The organism is Paraburkholderia sp. GV068, from assembly GCF_003058125.1.
In the GTDB taxonomy this organism is placed as follows: Bacteria; Pseudomonadota; Gammaproteobacteria; order Burkholderiales; family Burkholderiaceae; genus Paraburkholderia; species Paraburkholderia graminis.
This window is the reverse complement of sequence record NZ_QBUB01000003.1, coordinates 511,483-529,900: the sequence shown is the minus strand read 5'-3', so window position 1 is coordinate 529,900 and position 18,418 is coordinate 511,483. Positions and strand designations below refer to the sequence as shown.

Here is an 18,418-nt window from a genome sequence, read left to right as displayed (position 1 = left end):
TTTCACCTCCCACCCTCAACCTGTTCCGAACGCTGCCGTTATCCAAAGGTTAGCGCGTAAAAGACTCGCATCGATGCCGCCGGACGCATCGCAAGCGGCCTCGCGCTCCCGCCCGAAGAACGATCGACGTTCGGAACCCATGACTCCTTTCATCTCGAAGCGGCTGCTGATCAACATAGCGGTCGTGGCCGTCGCGCTCGGCGCAAACGTGTTCGCAGCATGCTTGCAGATCGCCGGCCAGCGTGAGGCCGACGCGCGCATGCTGCATTCGACGCACGTTCGCCAGAGCCTCGACGCGTACCAGTCGGCGCTCGACGGCGGCCTCGCCGCGCTCGGCCGCCTCGAGGCCGCGGGCGATCCGCCGCCCGTCGACGCGGCGGCGACAATGAACGCGACGCTCGCGAGTCTCGAAAGCAAGTTGCAGGGCGAACTGGCCGACGAGCCCGCGATGCTCGCCACGCTCGCCCAGGTCGGCGCGGACCGGCGCGCGCTGCAACGCGACATCGGCGATGCACTGCTCACGCGCGACGCCGACGAGCCGGCCGCCTCGCGCGCATGGACGGCGGCGTCGTACATGCACGCCGGGCTCGGGCTGCACCGTGTCGAAGCGGGCCTCGCCGCGCTGCGGGCAGCCGAGAGCCGCGCGTTGCAGGCGTCGCTCGCGGCGTCGTCGAAGGAGCGGCGGCACGCGGCGCTGTTTCTGATCGCGACCATGCTGGCGGGCGCGGCGCTCCTGATCTTCACCTTCGGCGCACGCGAAAGCAGCGCGCGCAAGAAGCTGCACAGCGTGCGCGCGCTCGGCCGCAACGACGAGCGCTTTCGCAGCCTGTTCGACGATCATCCGGTGCCGATGTATATCTTCGAGCGCGAGACGCTGCGCTTTCTCGCCGTCAATTCGGCCGCGATCAAGCAGTACGGCTATTCGGAGAGCGAGTTTCTCGACATGACGATTCGCGCGATCCGGCCCAATAGCGAGATCGGCCGGCTCGAGTCGCATTTGCAGCGCGCCGACAGCGCCGAGCGCGGCCGCACGATGGCGGGCATCTGGCATCACCGGCGCAAGGACGGCTCGGTGATAAGCGCGGACATCTCCTATCACGCGCTGAACTTCATGGGCCGCGCCGCGTTCTTCGTTCTCGCCGACGACGTCACCGAGCAGATCAACGCCGAAGCCGAGGCGCAGCGCTCGAACCAGATGCTCGAAGCGGTGATCGACAACATCCCGCAGCGCATTTTCTGGAAAGACCTGGAGTCGCGCTATCTCGGCTGCAACATGGCGTTCGCGCGCGACGCGGGTCTGTCGTATCCCGAGCAGGTGGTCGGCAAGAGCGACGCCGACATGCCGTGGCGGGCGTTCGCCGAATTGCTCAACGCGCACGACAGGGAAGTGGTCGGCACGGGCGTGCCGAAGATGAACTTCGAAGTCGACGTGGTGATAGACGGCGTGCACCGCACGACCGTCACGAGCAAGCTGCCGTTCACCGACGGCGACGGCCGCGTGATCGGCGTGCTGGGTTCGTACACGGACATCACCGAGCGCAAGCGGGCGGATCTCGCGCTGCGTCTGCAAAGCCGCGCGCTCGATGCGAGCGTCAACGCGATTCTGATCACGGCGCCTTCGCCGGCGGGCAATCTGATCGAATACGTGAACCCGGCCTTCATGCGGATCACGGGCTACGATCCCGCCGAGGTGATCGGCCATGATTGCCGCGTGCTGCAACGCGACGATCGCGAGCAGGAAGGCGTCGCGCTGATCCGCGAGGCGCTCGCCGCGAATCGCGAAGTGAGCGCGGTGGTGCGCAACTATCGCAAGGACGGCGCGCTGTTCTGGAATCAGCTTTTCATCGCGCCGGTGCCGGATGCCGAAGGCGTCATCACGCATCACATCGGCGTGATCAACGATGTCACCGACTTGATGCGCTATCAGGAACAGCTCGAATATCAGGCCAACTATGACAGCCTCACGCGCCTGCCGAATCGCAACCTGTTGCGCGACCGCTTGCAGCATGCGTTGATCGTCGCGCAGCGGCAGCACAAGGGCGTGGCTGTCGTGTTCATGGATCTCGACGGCTTCAAGAACGTCAACGACAGCCTGGGCCACAGCGTCGGCGACCGGCTGCTCGGTGTCGTCGCCGAGCGGCTCGCGCGCTGCACGCGCACGAGCGATACGGTCGCGCGTCACGGCGGCGACGAGTTCGTGGTCGTGATGACCGATACCGTCGACGAACAATCGCTGATTGCGTGGATGGAGCGCGTGCGCGCGTCGATCTCGGAACCGGTGTGGCTCGACGGAACGGAACTGTACGTGGGCTGCAGCCTGGGCGCGAGCCTGTTCCCGCAAGACGGCGACGACGCCGAAACGCTGATGAAAAAGGCCGATCTCGCGATGTATCGCGCGAAGGACATGGGGCGCAACACGTTCCAGTTCTATCAGCCCGAGATGAACGCGAGCGCGGGCGCGCGCCTTAACCTCGAGCGGCGTCTGCGGCGCGCGCTGCGCGACAACCAGTTCTTGCTGCACTACCAGCCGCAAGTCGATATTCACACTGGGCGGATTGTCGGCACCGAGGCGCTGGTGCGCTGGCGCGATCCCGAAGTGGGGCTCGTGCCGCCGTCGTCGTTCATTCCCGTTGCCGAAGAAAGCGGGTTGATCGGGCCGCTCTCGGAATGGGTGCTGCGCGAAGCGTGCCGTCAGAACAAGGCGTGGCAAGACCTCGGCTTGCCGCCGGCGCGCGTTTCCGTGAACCTGTCGGCGCGCGTGTTCCAGCAGCGCGACATTGCCAAGCTCGTGATGCAGGTGCTCGACGAAACCGGGCTCGAGCCGCGATATCTGGAACTGGAACTGACCGAAAGCGCGATCATGCGCAATGCCGAAGAAGCCGTGTCGATGCTCAACGAACTGAGCGCGCTGGGCATCGGCCTCGCAATCGACGACTTCGGCACCGGCTATTCGAGCCTCAGCTATCTGAAGCGCTTTCCGGTGGACCGGCTGAAGATCGACCGCTCGTTCGTGTCCGACATCGGCATCTCGGGCGACGACGAGACCATCACGTCGGCGATCATCGCACTCGCGCATTCGTTGAAGTTGCAAGTGATCGCCGAAGGCGTCGAGACCTCGGCGCAACTCGACTTTTTGAAAGAGCGCGCGTGCGACGAGATGCAAGGCTTCTACTTCGCGAAGCCTTTGTCGACTGATGCGATCTCCGAGCTGATGAAAGGCGGCACCGCGCACGAACCGGCGATGGCCTGAAGCCTGGCTAACGCCTGCGCCTCGCGCTCACACCGCTGGCGTACTCACGAAAACCGGCAACTGTTCCGCCGCCGCCGAAAACGCCTGCAAATGCGGGTGCGCGCTTGCGCTGACGATCTGCGGCAGCATCATCTGCGTGAAATTCCACGCGACCGCGACCGTGACTTCCGCCGCGCCGAAGCGCTCGGCCTCGGTCGGCAAGGGTGCCGCCGCGGCTTCCTGTTCGAGCTCGGCGTAGGCGGCGAGCACTTGCGCACGCACACGGTCCATCCACGGTTCATGCTGCTTGTCGGCCGGCCGCAGGTTGCGTTCGTAGACGATCTGCACGCTCTTGTCGCATGCGGCGAGCGAGAGGCCGGTCAGGCGCGCGGCGCGCAGGCAGTCGTCCGGATGCGACGGAAATAGCCGCTGCTTCGGACCGGCCAGCGACGCGAGATATTGCAGGATCACCGTCGAGTCCATCACCGTCTTGCCGTTATCGGCGACGAGCGTCGGCGCCTTGACGACCGGGTTGATCGCCGCGAACTGGTCGTAGGTGCTGAACACCGAGATGGGCGCGTGCTCGAACTCGAGCCCGAGCAGCTTCATGCAGATAGCGACCCGGCGCACGTAAGGCGAGTCGAGCATTCCGATCAGTTTCATGTCTGTCCCGTTAGACGTTCTATCATCATGCGCCGTGGGGTCGCGGCGCTCGTTGCGTGTCGCCGCGTCCCGCCGTGTCGATGCGGCGCGCTTCACCGCAATAGATTAAGCATCCCGGCGCGGCAGAAAAAGCGAAATTATGCGACGGTTTACGTCAGAATCTCTTACATGAAACGCATTCCGCCCTTGACCGCTCTGCGCTGCTTCGAGGCCGTCGCGCGCCTCGGCGGCGTCACGCAGGCGGCCCGCGAGTTGCACGTCACGCATTCGGCGGTGAGCCAGCAGATCAAGGTACTCGAAGAGGCGATGGGCGTCGCGCTTTTCGTGCGCGAAGCGCGCGGTCTGCGTCCGACCGACGAAGGCCGTCTCTACGCGCTCGAAATCCGCGCTGCGCTGCGCGACATCACGCAGGCCACGCGCCGCGTGCTCGCGCGTCCGCACGACAGCGAACTGGTGATCACTACATTGCCGTCGTTCGCGCAACATTGGCTCGTGCCGCGTCTGCCCGACTTTCGCGACGCGCATCCGTATTACCGCGTTCGTCTCGTGACGAGTTTGCAGCTTGAAGATTTGCGCCACGGTGCGAGCGATGTCGGCATTCGCATGGGCCAGGGCCATTGGCCCGACGTCGCGCATCAAAAGCTATTCGACGATGAAATGATCGTGGTCGCCGCGCCGCATTTCGCGCTCGCGCCAGGTGGCCGCTTGCCGGTGACGGCCGAAGAGGTGATCGCGTGTCCGCTGATTTCGAGTCCCGACGCGCCGTGGGCCGACTGGTGCGAAGCGGCGAAAGTCGCGCAACCGGATGCCGCGCGCGTGGTGTTGTCCGCGAACGATTCGAACGTGGTGATCGGCGCGGTATTGCTCGGCCAGGGCGTTGCGCTCGAGCGGCGCAGCCTGGTCGCGCACGCGCTCGCGCGCGGCGAGCTGGTGCAGATCACGCGGGTTCGCGTGCCTTATCGCTATCCGTACTGGCTTGTGTGGCAGCAGCGCGAAACGCTCACTGCGCAGCAGGCGCATTTCGCGCAGTGGATCGAAGGACAGGTCGACGCGTATCTGCGCGCGAATGCGGCGCTTGGGGATCAATAGCGCCGCGCTGCGGTCAGGCGGGTTCGGCGCGTTGGGGCGGATTCGGCGCGTTTCAGTCGAGCGCGGGCAGTGCGCGCGGACGGCGGTCGCTGTCGGTGGCGACGTAGGTCAGCGTGGCCTCCGTCACTTTGACGATGTCTTCCGCGAGGCTCATACGTTGCGCGTAGACCTCGACGGAAACGGTGATGGACGTATTGCCCGTCTTCACGATGTCCGCATAAAAGCTCAGCAGATCGCCGACGAACACCGGCTGCTTGAAGAGGAACGAATTGACCGCAATGGTGGCGACTCGCCCGTTCGCGCGCCGGCTTGCCGGGATCGAGCCGGCAATGTCCACCTGCGCCATGATCCAGCCGCCAAACACGTCGCCGTGGATATTGGCGTCGGCCGGCTGCGGCATGACGCGCAGCGCGCAAGGCTTTTGCGGGAGTTCGAGAATATCGGTCATCAGTTACCCTGGAAACGCGTGTTGGTTTGATTCGCCTGGCCGGCGCGGCTCACGACGCAAGCCGCGGACATTGCCAAACAGCAGAGCCGCGCCCAACGTCCAGCCATAACGAGCCGCCTCGCCGATGAAAAGCGGCGCCAGCCGGCTTCTGCGACAATAGAACGATCAGGAATTGTACGGGAAAGCGCCCAGTCAGGTCGCGACGAGGCCCCGTGCGCCGGCAGTTGGCGGCGCGCGCGTGGCGGTCGCGGCCGCTGCGAACTCCGGCATTTCCATATCTCCCCAGCCCAATCCATGCGCCGCTCGCTTCCGTCCGAACCCTCGCCGATTTCCACCCAGCCGCGCAACGACTGGCAGACGATCCTGTCTCTGCTGCCGTATCTCGCCACGTACAAATGGCGTGTCGCGTTCGCGCTGAGCTGCCTGATCGGAGCGAAGATCGCCAACCTCGGCGTGCCGATCGTGATGAAGCGGATCGTCGACAGTCTCGCGTCCGTGCAGCATCTCACGGCGCTTGGCCGCGCGCACGATTCGCCGGGCATCGTGCTGCTCGGCGGCGTCGGCTTGCTGGTGGTCGCCTATGCGGTGGTGCGGCTCTCCACGTCGCTCTTCACCGAGTTGCGCGAAATCCTCTTTTCGAAAGTCACCGAAAGCGCCGTGCGGCAACTCGCGCTCAAGGTGTTCCGGCATCTGCATGGCCTGTCGTTGCGCTTTCATCTCGAGCGGCAAACGGGCGGCATGTCGCGCGACATCGAACGCGGCACGCGCGGCATCACGCAACTCATTTCGTATTCGCTGTACAGCATTCTGCCGACGCTCGTCGAAGTCGGCCTCGTGCTCGGCTTCTTCGTCGTCAAATACGAGGCGTATTACGCCGCGGTCACGTTCGTGGCGCTGGCCGTGTACATCGTCTTCACGGTGAAGGTAACCGAGTGGCGCACGCATTTTCGCCGCACGATGAACGAGCTCGATTCGAAGGCGAACTCGCGCGCGATCGACTCCTTGCTCAACTATGAAACCGTCAAATACTTCGGCAATGAAGAGTGGGAAGCGAGCCGTTACGACGAGAACCTGAAGCGCTATCGCACCGCGGCGATCAAGTCGCAGCGCTCGCTGTCGGCGCTGAACTTCGGGCAGCAGGCGATCATCGGCACGGGGCTCGTGTTCATTCTGTGGCGCGCGACCGAAGGCGTGATGGCCGGGCGCCTCACGCTCGGCGATCTCGTGCTGATCAACACGTTCATGCTGCAGCTTTATATTCCGCTGAATTTCTTGGGCGTCGTGTATCGCGAGCTGAAGCAAAGTCTCACCGACATGGACCGCATGTTCACGCTGCTCGGCGCCGCGCAGGAAGTGCCCGATGTGCCCGGCGCGCCCGCGCTGCGAGTGAGCGGCGGGCAAGTGCGTTTCGAGCACGTCAACTTTTCATACGAGCCGGCGCGGCAGATTCTGCACGATGTGAGCTTTACGATTGCGGCGGGCACCACGACGGCCGTGGTCGGGCATAGCGGCTCGGGCAAGTCGACGCTCGCGCGGCTGATGTTCCGCTTCTACGATCTGGACCGCGCGACGGGCGGCGCAATCACCATCGACGGTCAGGATATTCGCGACGTGGCGCAGGCGTCGTTGCGCGCGTCGATCGGCACGGTGCCGCAGGACACGGTGCTGTTCAACGATTCGATCTACTACAACATCGCTTATGGGCGGCCTTCGGCGACGCGCGACGAAGTGATCGCGGCGGCGCGCGCGGCGCATATCCACGAGTTCATCGAAGGACTGCCGAAAGGCTATGACACGCCGGTCGGCGAGCGCGGCCTGAAGCTCTCGGGCGGCGAGAAGCAGCGCGTCGCGATTGCGCGGACCATCCTGAAGAATCCGCCGATTCTACTGTTCGACGAGGCCACGTCCGCACTCGATTCACGTTCGGAACGCGCGATCCAGCACGAGCTCGATCAGATCGCGCGCGAACGCACGACGCTGATCATCGCGCACCGGCTGTCGACGGTGGTGCACGCTCAGCAGATCATCGTGATGGACAAGGGGCGCATCGTCGAGCGCGGCACGCATGCCGAACTGTTGCGCGCAAACGGCCTGTTCGCGCAGATGTGGGCGTTGCAGCAGCAACGCGCGGCCGAGACGTCGGAAGTGGTGGAGAGTGCCGGCGCTGCGGCGATGCCTGACAGCGCGGAACTGCCGGCGCGTTGAACGCAAACTCAGCGCGACCGCACCGCGATCTCAGCGCGACCGCAACCTCTCATCGAGTTGCTGAAGCTGCGCCGGCGTGCCGACGTTTTCCCACAAGCCTTCGTATAACTCGCCGGTCGCAAGACCGCGTGCGATCGTTTCGCGGTAATACGGCGTGAGCGCGCGTCGCGTGCCACGCGGAAGATCGCGGAACATGCGCGTGTCATAGAGTCCGATATTGCCGAACGTGAAGCGCGGCGCGCCGTCGAGCGACAACACATCGTCCTTGAGCGCAAAGTCTCCGTTCGGATGAAACGGGGGATTCGGCACCATGACGAGATGCATGCCCGGCTCGGGCAAAGCCTTCAATGCGTCGGCGCGCGCGCTCAACCTGCTGTAATCGAAGTCCGCGTACACGTCGCCGCTCACCGCGACGAACACTTCGCTTGCCCCGTTATCTTCGATCAGCGCCAGCGCCTGCACGATGCCGCCCGCCGTCTCGAGTGCTTCACGCTCGGGCGAATAGCGCAGTTCGACGTGCCAGCGTGAACCGTCGCCGAGCGCGGCTTCGATCTGCTCGCCGAGCCACGCGTGATTGATCACGATGGTTTCAAAGCCCGCGCGCGCGAGCCGTTCGATCTGCCAGACAATGAGCGGCTTGCCGCCCGCTTCGAGTAAAGGCTTCGGACACGCGTCCGTCAACGGACGCATGCGCTCGCCGCGGCCCGCGGCGAAAATCATCGCTTTCTTCAGAGGCATTGTGATTGTTCAGAACGTGTAGCCGATTTCATTCGCGCGGCCTTCGAGATCGTCGAGCAGCTTGCCGAACTGACGCAGCGGTGCATAACGTTCGGCCACCTTGCGCGCATAGCCGATGAAGCGCGGCAAGTCGTTCATGTAATGCGCCTTGCTGTCGCGGTAATTGATGCGGCAGAAGAGACCCAGCACCTTGATATGCCGTTGCAGACCCATCCATTCGATCTGCCGATAGAACTCGCCGAAATCGGGATCGACGGGCAGGCCGGCTTTCTTCGCGCGTTCCCAGTAGTACACGAAGCAATCGAGCTCGAACTCCTCGTCCCAACTGAGGAAGGCGTCGCGCAACAAGGACGCGACGTCGTAAGTGATTGGACCGTATACCGCGTCCTGGAAGTCGAGCACGCCGGGGTTGGCCGCGCGGCTTGCTTCGCCGGCCGCACCTGGCGCTGCGCACACCATCAGATTGCGCGGCATGAAATCGCGCAGCATGAACACTTGCGGCTGCGCCCGCGCGCTCGCGATCAGCAGCGCGAACGTGCGGTCGAGCAGGCCGCGCGTATTGTCGTCGACCTCGCGCCCCAGGTGCCTGCCGATGAACCACTCCGGCATCAGCTCCATCTCGCGGCGCAGGAACGCTTCGTCGAACGGCGGCAGCACGTCTTCGCGCGATGTCAGTTGCCAGCGGATCAGCGCGTCGAGCGCGTCGCGCATCAGCGTGCGTGCGCGGCGCGGCTCGTTATCGTTTTGCGCGGCCGTGAGCGCGCCGAGGTACGACGCGGTGCCGAGATCGGTGACGAGCATCAAGCCCGCGTCGAAATCCACTTCGAGGATGCGCGGCACATGCACGTTGGCCGCTTCGAGCAACTGCGCGACCTGCACGAACTCGCGGCATTTTTCGGGCGGCGGCGCGTCGACCGCGATCAGCGTGCCGGCGTTTTCGCCTTCCGCCGCCTTACCGGCGAGCCGGAAATAGCGGCGAAAGCTCGCGTCGGACGAAGCGGGCGCGAGCGTGCTGATGTCGAGTGCATAACGGGCCGCGTGGCCTTGCAGCCAGGCCTTGAGCCGTTCGAGGCGGCTGTCGGCGGGATGGTGTGTGAAGTCTTGGGAAGGGGGCAGCGTCATGAAAACCGGCGGCAAATTCAGAGGGACAACGTCTTGCCATATAATACCCCACGACTTTTTTGACGCGACTCACGCCAGCTTTCGCGTATTCCGCTTTACCGCCCGCCTCACCGTTCGGAGATTGTAAATATTGTGTGCAGCCGACTGTCACGGTCGTGGTGTGCAGGCGGTGGATCGTGACTGCAAAAGCTGACGGACGGGCCGATTCGCCAAACGATACATGCCGCCTAGACAGCTTTCCCAAACGAATCCCTCTTGTGCCGCGATGCCGCGCAAAAGGCGGCTCGTCGCGGCGTTGATCGCCGTACCGGGCCTCGTGCCCGCGCTTGCTCACGCCCAACTGGTCGGTGAGGCGGCGCAGCCGCAGCCAATCGATCCACCGTGGGGCATGCAACTCGCTCCGCAACTCGAAGACCATGTGCTGCAGCCGGGACAGAAGCCGGCCACGTTCGTGCTCGGCGATTCGACCAACGGCACGACGGACCAGGACATGGCCGTCAAGGGCGCGGCCGAAGTGCGCCGCGGTACGGTCGTCATCAAGTCCGACGCGCTGCATTACGATCAGGACTCGGACATGGCCGATGCATACGGCCAGGTTCACATCAGCAACAACGGTACAACCTTCGCGGGGCCAGAGGCGCACATGCGCGTGGATTCGAGCGAAGGCTTCATGACCGCGCCCAAGTATCACTTCAACGTGACGGGCGGTTCGGGCAGCGCGGAGCGCGTCGATCTGCTCGACAACGAGCGCTCGGTGTTCACGAAGGGCACCTACACGGCCTGCGCGTGCGCGGATAATCCGGCGTGGTACATCAAGGGCAGCGAGTTCGATTTCGATACCGGCGCCGACGAAGGCGTGGCCTACAACAGCGTGCTGTTTTTCCAGGGCGTGCCGGTGTTCGCGTCGCCGTGGCTGTCGTTTCCGCTGTCGGGCGAGCGGCGCAGCGGTATCTTGCCGCCCACCTTCTCGCTCAGTTCGACGAACGGTTTCGAACTGTCGGTGCCGTATTACTTCAACATCGCGCCGAATCGCGATCTGACGGTCACGCCGCGGATCATTTCGAAGCGCGGCGTGCAGTTGCAGAGCACCTTCCGCTATCTGTCGCCCACGTATTCGGGCTCGATTACCGGCGAGTACCTGCCGAACGACCGGCTGACGAAGACCAACCGCTACGCGCTGTATATCCAGCACAACCAGAACTTCGGCAACGGGTTCGGCGGCTACATCTACTACAACAAGGTTTCGGACAATACGTATCCGGAAGACCTGTCGTCGTCGTCGAATCAGTTCATGAACGGCACCCAGCTCCTGTATCAGCAGGAGGCCGGGTTGACCTACAACAACGGCCCGTGGTCCGTGCTCGCGCGCGAACAGCACTGGCAGACGCTCACGCCGTCGGTCGCGCCGTATGGCCGCGAGCCGCAGTTGAACGTGAGGTACGCGAAGTACAACGTGGGCGGCTTCGACTTCGGCGCCGAAGCGGACTACACGAATTTCCGCATCACGACCGCGGACATGACCCAGGGTCAACGGGTGATGTTCAACCCGTATATTTCGTACTCCGTGGTGGGGCCGGGTTATTTCGTCACGCCGAAGGTGCAGTGGCACTTCGCGTCGTACAACCTGAACAACATCAGCAACGATGTGCCCGCCGGCACGCCGAAGAATTTCACCGAATCGATCCCCACGCTGACGTTCGACACCGGTCTGATTTTCGACCGCTCGGTCCGGCTCTTCGGCGAGGATTACATCCAGACGCTGGAACCGCGCCTGTACTACGTGTACACGCCGTATCGCAACCAGCAGTCAGCGCCGCTCTTCGATACCGCCGAATCCGACTTCGGGCTCGCCGAAATCTTCACGCCGAACACGTTCGTCGGCAACGACCGTATCGCGGATGCAAACCGCCTGACCGCGGCCCTCACCACGCGCTTCATCAACCCGGCAACGGGCGACGAACGCGCGCGCTTCGTGATCGCGCAGCAGTACTATTTCCGCGATCAGCGCGTCACGCTGACGCCGACGCAGACGAGCACGCAGGCCACCCATTCCGACCTGATCGTGGGCGCGTCGCTCAAGCTCGGGGCCGGTTTCGCGTCGGAAACTGCGTTCCAATATAATGCGGACAACAACCAGCTGGTCAAGACGAGCGTCGGCTTCGGATTCAGTCCGGCAACCGGCAAGGTGCTCAACGTCGCGTATCGGTACACGCGCGCGAACACCACGCTCGACAACGAGCCTATCAACCAGGTGCTGGTGTCGGGGCAATGGCCGCTGGCGCATCGGGTGTTCGGTGTCGGGCGCTTCAATTACGATCTGGGCGGACATCGCATCGTCGACGGACTCGTTGGTCTGCAGTACGACGCAGATTGCTGGACGCTCGGCGCGGGTCTTCAGCGCTACGCAAACGGGCTGAATACGTCGGGGCAGCACCAGTCGAGCACGCGCTTTCTCGCGCAGTTGACGTTCAAGGGCTTGTCGAGCGTCGACAACGGGCTGATTGCCGCGTTCCGCAGCAGCGTGGCGGGCTATACGCCGCTGCCGCCACCGCCGCCGCCGGAGTCGCGGTTCATCAATTACGAATGACGCTCGCCCGGTCGTTCATCGAATGCGAAAAGACGGGCCAGGCGTGCCCGACATCATTGGAGTATCTGTGGCAATCATGAAAAAGCTTCGCTTGGCAACGCTCGCGGCAGGTCTCGCCGCCGTGGCGTCTTTCCTGTCGGTGGCGCCGGTGCACGCGCAGGCGCTTGCCGGCAACCGGGGCCAGACGGTCGACACGATCGCCGCAGTGGTCAACAACGGTGTCATCACGCGGCGTGAACTCGAAGAACGCGTGAGCCTCATCACGCGCCGCCTGAACCAGCAAAACGCGCCGATTCCGCCGGCCGACCAGTTGCGTCAGCAGGTGCTCAACCAGATGGTGCTGGAACGCATCCAGTTGCAGAAGGCGAAGGAAGACGGCATCAATATCGACGACGCAGCCGTGCAGAAAACGCTCGAGCGGCTCGCGCAGGCGAACAACCTGTCGCTCGACGTCTACCGCGCGCGTATCGAGGCGCAAGGCGTGCCCTGGACCACGTTCACGAGCGACGCGCGTACCGAACTGACGCTCTCGCGTCTGCGTGAGAAGGAAGTGGACAGCAAGGTCACGGTGTCGGACGCGGAAGTCGCGAACTACATCGCAAGTCAGCGCGGCCCGAACGCGGGTGCGACGAGCGACCTGCACCTGGAGCACATTCTGCTAAAGGCGCCGCTGAACGCGCCGCAACCCGACATCGAGGCGGCTCAGAAGAAGGCCGAGGCATTGCTCGCCGAAGCGAAGGGCGGCGCCAACTTCGAAAAGCTCGCGAAGTCGAATTCGCAGGCGCCGGATGCGTCGAAGGGCGGCGACATGGGCTACGCGGCGCCGTCGAAGCTGCCGCCGGAGTTCGTCAAGGCGGTGTCGGCACTGCGTCCGGGCCAGGTCAATCCGGAAGTGATCCGCACCAGCGACGGCTTCGAGGTCGTGCGTCTCGTCGATCGCCGTGCCGGTCAGGGCACGAGTTCGGATGCGCCCAAGCTCGTGCAAACGCATGTGCGCCACATTCTGCTGCGCGTCGGCGACGGCATGTCGGAGCCGCAAGCGCGTCAGAAGCTGCTCGAAATCAGGAAGGAAATCGCCGCGGGCGGCGACTTCTCGAAGTTCGCCAGCACCTATTCGCAAGACGGTTCATCGTCGCAAGGCGGCGACCTGGGCTGGATCAGCCCCGGTGAGACGGTGCCCGAATTCGAGCGCGCGATGAACTCGCTGCAGGACGGCCAGATCAGCGACCCGGTGCGCAGCGAATACGGTTATCACCTGATTCAGGTGCTGGAGCGCCGCGAAGCGCAAGGCTCGATTGCACAGCAAATGGATCTTGCGCGCCAGGCGATCGGTCAGCGCAAGGCCGAGCAGGCTTACGCCGACTGGCTGCGCGAACTGCGCGATACTGCGTACGTCGAAGTCAAGCCTGATCTGTCGAGCATTCGGTAATCGTCATGAACACCGCCGCCCAGTCCGCCAGCTTGCCGTTGCAGATCGCGATCACGACCGGCGAGCCGGCCGGCGTCGGTCCCGAACTGACGGCGCAGGCGCTCGCGGGCGCGGCGACGCATTGGCCCGGCGCACAGTTCACGGTGCTGGGCGATTCGGCGCTGCTCGCCGAACGGGCGCGCGCGGTAGGTGTCGACTGGAGCGCGCTCGCCGCGCAGGCGGGGCGCATTCGCATGCAGCATCGGCCGCTCGGCGCGCCGGCGGTCGCGGGCAAACTGAACGCGGCCAATGGGCGCTACGTGCTCGATCTGCTGGATAGCGCTATCGATGGCGCAATGGCCGGCACCTTCGACGCGATCGTCACCGCGCCGCTGCAAAAGAGCACGATTAACGACGCCGGCGTGCCCTTTACCGGCCATACCGAATATCTCGCCGAGCGCACGCACACGCCGCGCGTGGTGATGATGCTGGCGGGCACCGGCAAGCGTCCGTTGCGGGTCGCGCTCGCGACCACGCATCTGCCGCTGAAAGACGTTTCCGCCGCGTTGACGCAGCAAGGTCTCGTCGAGACGTTGCGCATTGTCGATCACGACTTGCGGCATCACTTCGGCTTGCCCGCGCCGCGCATTCTCGTGACGGGGCTCAATCCGCATGCAGGCGAAAACGGCTATCTCGGGCGCGAGGAAATCGACGTGATCTCGCCCGCGCTGAAGCTCGCGAACGGTGAAGGCATCGACGCGCGCGGTCCTTATCCGGCCGACACGCTGTTTCAGCCGCGTTATCTGGACGAAGCCGACTGCGTGCTTGCCATGTTCCACGATCAGGGCTTGCCGGTACTGAAGTACGCGACGTTCGGCGAAGGCATCAACATCACGCTGGGCTTGCCGATCATCCGCACGTCGGTCGATCACGGCACCGCGCTCGATCTCGCCGGCACCGGCCGCGCCGACGCGGGCAGCCTGATCGCCGCCATCGACACAGCGGTGTCCATGGCGCAACATCGCCGCGCGGGCTGATTCAACGCTGCCGCGGCAGCCTCGCGCGTCGTCTCTTTTCAAGCAGTGCTCTTTCTTTAGCGTTTCTTCGATGTCCACCAGCAGACAGCAGCAGGGCCGCCACCAAGGTCATATCGCGCGCAAGCGTTTCGGGCAGAACTTTCTGGTCGACATGGGCGTGATCGATTCGATCGTCGACGTGATCCGGCCGCAACGCGGCGAGCGCATGGTCGAAATCGGGCCGGGGCTCGGCGCGCTCACGCAGCCGCTGATCGAGCGGCTCGCCACGCCCGAGGCGCCGCTGCATGCCGTCGAGCTGGACCGCGATCTGATCGGGCGTCTGAAGAACAAGTTCGGCGAGCTGCTCGAACTGCATGCGGGCGATGCGCTCGCGTTCGACTTCGGCTCGCTGGCCGCGCCTGGCGACGCGCCGTCGCTGCGCATTGTCGGCAATCTGCCGTACAACATTTCGAGCCCGCTGCTGTTTCATCTCGTGTCGTTCGCGCCTCGCGTGATCGATCAGCACTTCATGCTGCAAAACGAGGTGGTGGAGCGGATGGTGGCCGAGCCGGGCACGAAGGCGTTCAGCCGTCTTTCGGTGATGCTGCAATATCGCTATGTGATCGACAAGCAGCTCGACGTGCCGCCCGAGGCGTTCCAGCCGCCGCCGAAAGTCGATTCCGCGATCGTGCGAATGATTCCATATGCACCGCACGAACTGACGCCCGTGGACGAGCGCGTGCTCGGCGAGGTGGTCACCGCGGCCTTCTCGCAGCGTCGCAAGATGCTGCGCAACACGCTGGCTGCATTCCGCGATCGCGTCGACTTCGAGGCGATCGGCTTCGACCTGCAACGCCGCGCCGAAGATGTGCCGGTCGCCGAATATGTGCGCGTCGCGCAGATCGTGGCGGCCAGGGCCTGATACGCGGCTCAGTGGCGGCGTGGCTTTGCGACGGACGCCTCGCCGCTTTTATAGCCGGCATATAGCGAGCGTATAGCGGATAGTGCGCGCTACGTTCCCGCCCGTTTCCCCGGCGCATTGACGAGCGCGATACCGGTCAGCACGAGCGCCGCGGCCATCAGAAAGCGCAAGCTGAACGACTCGCCGAGCAGCAGCACGCCGAAGGTCACGCCAAAGAGCGGCGTCAGAAACGAGAACACCGACAGCCGCGACGCGACATAGCGCGTGAGCAGCCAGAACCACACCAGATAGCTGACGAACGCGACTACCACCGCCTGATACGCGAGGCTCGCGACCGCGAGCGGCGTGACCGTATCGACATGCGCCTCGCCGAGCGCCAGCGCCATCACGAGCAGGACCACGGCCGACACAGTCAGTTGATAGAAGAGCGTCTTGCTCGCGCTCGACTGCGCGAGCCGCGTGGCGCGCACCACGACGGTCGTCGCGGCCCACGCGACGCCTGCCAGCACGCCGAGCGCGTCGCCGGCCACCGCGGCCAGTGACGAGCCGCTCGCCGTGGCGCCATGCAGGAAGCCATCCGCGAAAGCCAGCGCGATGCCCGCGAACGCGACGACAATGCCGATCCATTGGATGCGCCGCATCCGCTCGCCGTCGACGAACCAATGCAGCCCGAGCGCCGTAAAGCACGGCGCGGTGTACAGAAAGACCGCCATGCGCGACGCGCTGGTCAGCGTCAGCCCGAGGAAGATGCACACGAATTCGGCGGCGAACAGGACGCCCGCCAGGAGACCTGCGGCGAGCGTGCCGTCGTCGCGAAAGAGCGGCGTGCCGCGCGAGCGAGCCCAGCCCCACACGAGCAACGCCGCGATGGTCGAGCGCAAGCCTGCCTGAAATAGCGGCGGCAACGCGGCGTTGGTGCTTTTGATGGCGACTTGCTGGAAGCCCCAGATCGCGCACAAGCCGACCATCAGCAGGACGGCGAAGCCATCGGGGGCGCGGCGCGCGGGCAGGGCGGTGGTGCTCATGGGCGATGTCGTGAGAGGAAGGCAAGACGGTTGAACGGCGCAGCACGTACCATATCAAACCCGCCGGCCCGCCCGGCCGATGCCCCCACCGCCTACGCGTGCTTCCTATAACTCGCAAGTCCTTTTGCTGATTTTGCGCAACGCCCGCGCAACACCTCGCGCAACACCTATTTCTTACCGTCCTTATTTCGCGCTAAGGTTCGACGACAGCGCCGTGAGCACTGCCTGTCAGTACGTTAGTGCGCACTGTGTCGCCGATTCCGGGCTTCTGTAGGAAGCCGACCTCGCGGACGCTGCGCCGCGTCAGCAGTCAAACTCTATCCGCGCAAAGCGGAGCCGATACGAGGAAACGACATGATGACCCTCAGCAGAGGCGCGGCCGTTGTCACGTTGATGTCGCTCGGCTGTCCGGCCGCGCACGCCCAATCGAGCGTGACGCTGTACGGCGTGGTCGACGAGAGCGTGCGCTATCTGACGCATGCCAACAAGGCCGGCGATTCGTCGCTCGGACTCGGCACCGGCGGCATGACGCAAAGCCGCTGGGGGCTCAAGGGCGTCGAGGATCTGGGCGGCGGCTGGTCGACCTTCTTCAAGCTCGAGAACCGCATCTACATCAACAGCGGGCAGAGCGACCCGACCTTGCCGTTCTTCAACGAAGCGCAGATCGGTGTGCGCTCCACTTCCTACGGCCAGGTGATTTTCGGCCGTCAGTACAACGTGATGATTGAAGGCATCACGGTAGGCGGCTACGGCAGCAATCCGTGGATTCCGTACGATTTCAGCTTTCAGCCCGAAGTGACGATGACAGGCGGCATCTGGACCAGCAACCAGGTGCAGTATCAGGCGAAGTACAACGGACTCACCTTTGCAGCGGGCTACGCGTTCGGCGGCAATGCCGGCAACTCGTACGGCAGCCAGATCGGCGCGGCGGCGGCCTATGCGCCGGCGGGAGGACCGTTCACCGTCGGCGGCGCGTATGAGGAGTCGAAAGACTCGGTCAACGGCGCGTCGGCGAAAGCGTGGACATTCGGCGGCTCGTACACGTGGGACAAGACGCGCTTTTCGCTCGGCTATATCGTCAATCGGGCCGACGCCGGTTTCTCCACGTTCGCCAACGGACCCTTTTCCGCCGCCTCGCTGACCGCGCTCAAGTACACCGACTTCTCGCGACGACGCATGTTCATGGGCGGCATCACGCAGCAGATCGGCAACGCGTGGCATGTGGCGGCGAATGTCTGGCGGACCTTGCAGGACGGCAAAACTCCCGCGAAAGACGGCTCGGCGTGGCAATACCAGCTCGTCGCCGACTACAACCTGTCGAAGCGCACGGACGTCTACGTCGAAGGCGATTATTCGCTGTATCGCGGCGACTTGATCGGCGCGCAATTGCAGGGCGTGAATGCCGTGGGCCTCGCGCAGAAAGGCTCGCAAATCGGCTTGATGGCGGGGCTGCGGCATCAGTTCTGAAGCGTTGCGAAGCGCGTTTCACACGTCGATTGCGAGCATTGCGTCCGCTGCAACGGCGGGCGATTCCGGGTACATTGACGGTCTCGACGTCAAAGCAACAGGGAGTACACGATGCGCCTGCTTCACACCATGCTCCGGGTCGGCGACCTGGACCGTTCAATCGCGTTTTACACCGAACTGCTCGGCATGAAGTTACTGCGCCGCGACGATTATCCGGATGGCAAGTTCACGCTGGCGTTCGTCGGCTACACGGATGAGCGCGACGGCACCGTCATCGAATTGACGCATAACTGGGACACGCCGTCCTATGACCTCGGCAACGGTTTCGGCCATCTCGCCGTGGAAGTGGAAGACGCCTACGCCGCCTGCGAAAAAATCAAGGCGCAAGGCGGCACGGTGGTGCGCGAAGCGGGCCCGATGAAACACGGCACGACCGTGATCGCATTCGTGACCGATCCGGACGGCTACAAGATCGAGTTCATCCAGAAGAAGAAGTAAC

At 64.3% G+C, this 18,418-nt stretch carries 14 protein-coding genes; 9 read left to right on the top strand and 5 right to left on the bottom strand.

Annotation, left to right across the window (positions count from 1 at the left end; translation table 11 throughout):
• Positions 1-139 precede the first annotated feature (139 nt).
• Entirely contained in the window at positions 140-3,250 is a 3,111-nt protein-coding gene (locus C8K18_RS09905) for an EAL domain-containing protein (protein WP_107707378.1), read from the top strand.
• A 27-nt stretch (positions 3,251-3,277) separates the two neighbouring features.
• On the opposite strand, the gene C8K18_RS09900 is transcribed toward C8K18_RS09905, so the two are convergent.
• Entirely contained in the window at positions 3,278-3,892 is a 615-nt protein-coding gene (locus C8K18_RS09900) for a glutathione S-transferase (protein WP_107707342.1), read from the bottom strand.
• 168 nt (positions 3,893-4,060) lie between these two features.
• Here C8K18_RS09900 and C8K18_RS09895 point away from each other — a divergent pair, with 168 nt between their 5' ends.
• Complete coding sequence (locus tag C8K18_RS09895; protein ID WP_107707341.1) at positions 4,061-4,981, top strand: LysR substrate-binding domain-containing protein; 921 nt, start codon at positions 4,061-4,063, stop codon at positions 4,979-4,981.
• Positions 4,982-5,033: 52 nt separating this feature from the next.
• On the opposite strand, the gene C8K18_RS09890 is transcribed toward C8K18_RS09895, so the two are convergent.
• Positions 5,034-5,429, bottom strand: a complete 396-nt coding sequence (locus C8K18_RS09890; protein ID WP_107707340.1) for an acyl-CoA thioesterase — start codon at positions 5,427-5,429, stop codon at positions 5,034-5,036.
• 294 nt (positions 5,430-5,723) lie between these two features.
• Here C8K18_RS09890 and C8K18_RS09885 point away from each other — a divergent pair, with 294 nt between their 5' ends.
• On the top strand, positions 5,724-7,634 hold the full coding sequence (locus C8K18_RS09885) for an ABC transporter ATP-binding protein/permease (RefSeq protein WP_029970467.1): 1,911 nt from the start codon (positions 5,724-5,726) through the stop codon (positions 7,632-7,634).
• Positions 7,635-7,664: 30 nt separating this feature from the next.
• Here C8K18_RS09885 and murU read toward each other — a convergent pair whose 3' ends face one another.
• On the bottom strand, positions 7,665-8,372 hold the full coding sequence (gene murU, locus C8K18_RS09880) for an N-acetylmuramate alpha-1-phosphate uridylyltransferase MurU (protein WP_107707339.1): 708 nt from the start codon (positions 8,370-8,372) through the stop codon (positions 7,665-7,667).
• 9 nt (positions 8,373-8,381) lie between these two features.
• Positions 8,382-9,494, bottom strand: coding sequence for an aminoglycoside phosphotransferase family protein (locus C8K18_RS09875; protein ID WP_107707338.1), 1,113 nt, complete (start codon positions 9,492-9,494; stop codon positions 8,382-8,384).
• A gap of 220 nt (positions 9,495-9,714) precedes the next feature.
• Here C8K18_RS09875 and C8K18_RS09870 point away from each other — a divergent pair, with 220 nt between their 5' ends.
• The 4 genes from C8K18_RS09870 to rsmA all read left to right on the top strand — a co-directional run bounded on the left by C8K18_RS09870 (position 9,715) and on the right by rsmA (position 15,427).
• Positions 9,715-12,081: an LPS-assembly protein LptD gene (locus tag C8K18_RS09870; RefSeq protein WP_029970463.1), complete on the top strand. Its 2,367-nt coding sequence runs from the start codon at positions 9,715-9,717 to the stop codon at positions 12,079-12,081.
• Between the two features lie 67 nt (positions 12,082-12,148).
• Positions 12,149-13,510: a peptidylprolyl isomerase gene (locus tag C8K18_RS09865; protein WP_181324842.1), complete on the top strand. Its 1,362-nt coding sequence runs from the start codon at positions 12,149-12,151 to the stop codon at positions 13,508-13,510.
• A 5-nt stretch (positions 13,511-13,515) separates the two neighbouring features.
• Complete coding sequence (gene pdxA, locus C8K18_RS09860) at positions 13,516-14,526, top strand: 4-hydroxythreonine-4-phosphate dehydrogenase PdxA (RefSeq protein ID WP_107707336.1); 1,011 nt, start codon at positions 13,516-13,518, stop codon at positions 14,524-14,526.
• 70 nt (positions 14,527-14,596) lie between these two features.
• Positions 14,597-15,427 (top strand): 16S rRNA (adenine(1518)-N(6)/adenine(1519)-N(6))-dimethyltransferase RsmA, encoded by an 831-nt coding sequence (gene rsmA / locus C8K18_RS09855; RefSeq protein ID WP_107707335.1) that lies wholly within the window; start codon positions 14,597-14,599, stop codon positions 15,425-15,427.
• A gap of 89 nt (positions 15,428-15,516) precedes the next feature.
• Here rsmA and C8K18_RS09850 read toward each other — a convergent pair whose 3' ends face one another.
• Positions 15,517-16,452: a DMT family transporter gene (locus C8K18_RS09850; protein ID WP_107707334.1), complete on the bottom strand. Its 936-nt coding sequence runs from the start codon at positions 16,450-16,452 to the stop codon at positions 15,517-15,519.
• A gap of 354 nt (positions 16,453-16,806) precedes the next feature.
• On the opposite strand from C8K18_RS09850, the gene C8K18_RS09845 reads away from it, so the two are divergent.
• On the top strand, positions 16,807-17,919 hold the full coding sequence (locus C8K18_RS09845) for a porin (protein WP_006047942.1): 1,113 nt from the start codon (positions 16,807-16,809) through the stop codon (positions 17,917-17,919).
• 111 nt (positions 17,920-18,030) lie between these two features.
• Positions 18,031-18,417 carry a lactoylglutathione lyase gene (gene gloA / locus C8K18_RS09840; protein WP_006047941.1) on the top strand — a complete coding sequence of 129 codons (387 nt, stop codon included), beginning with the start codon at positions 18,031-18,033 and terminating at the stop codon, positions 18,415-18,417.
• The last annotated feature ends 1 nt before the right edge of the window (position 18,418 follow it).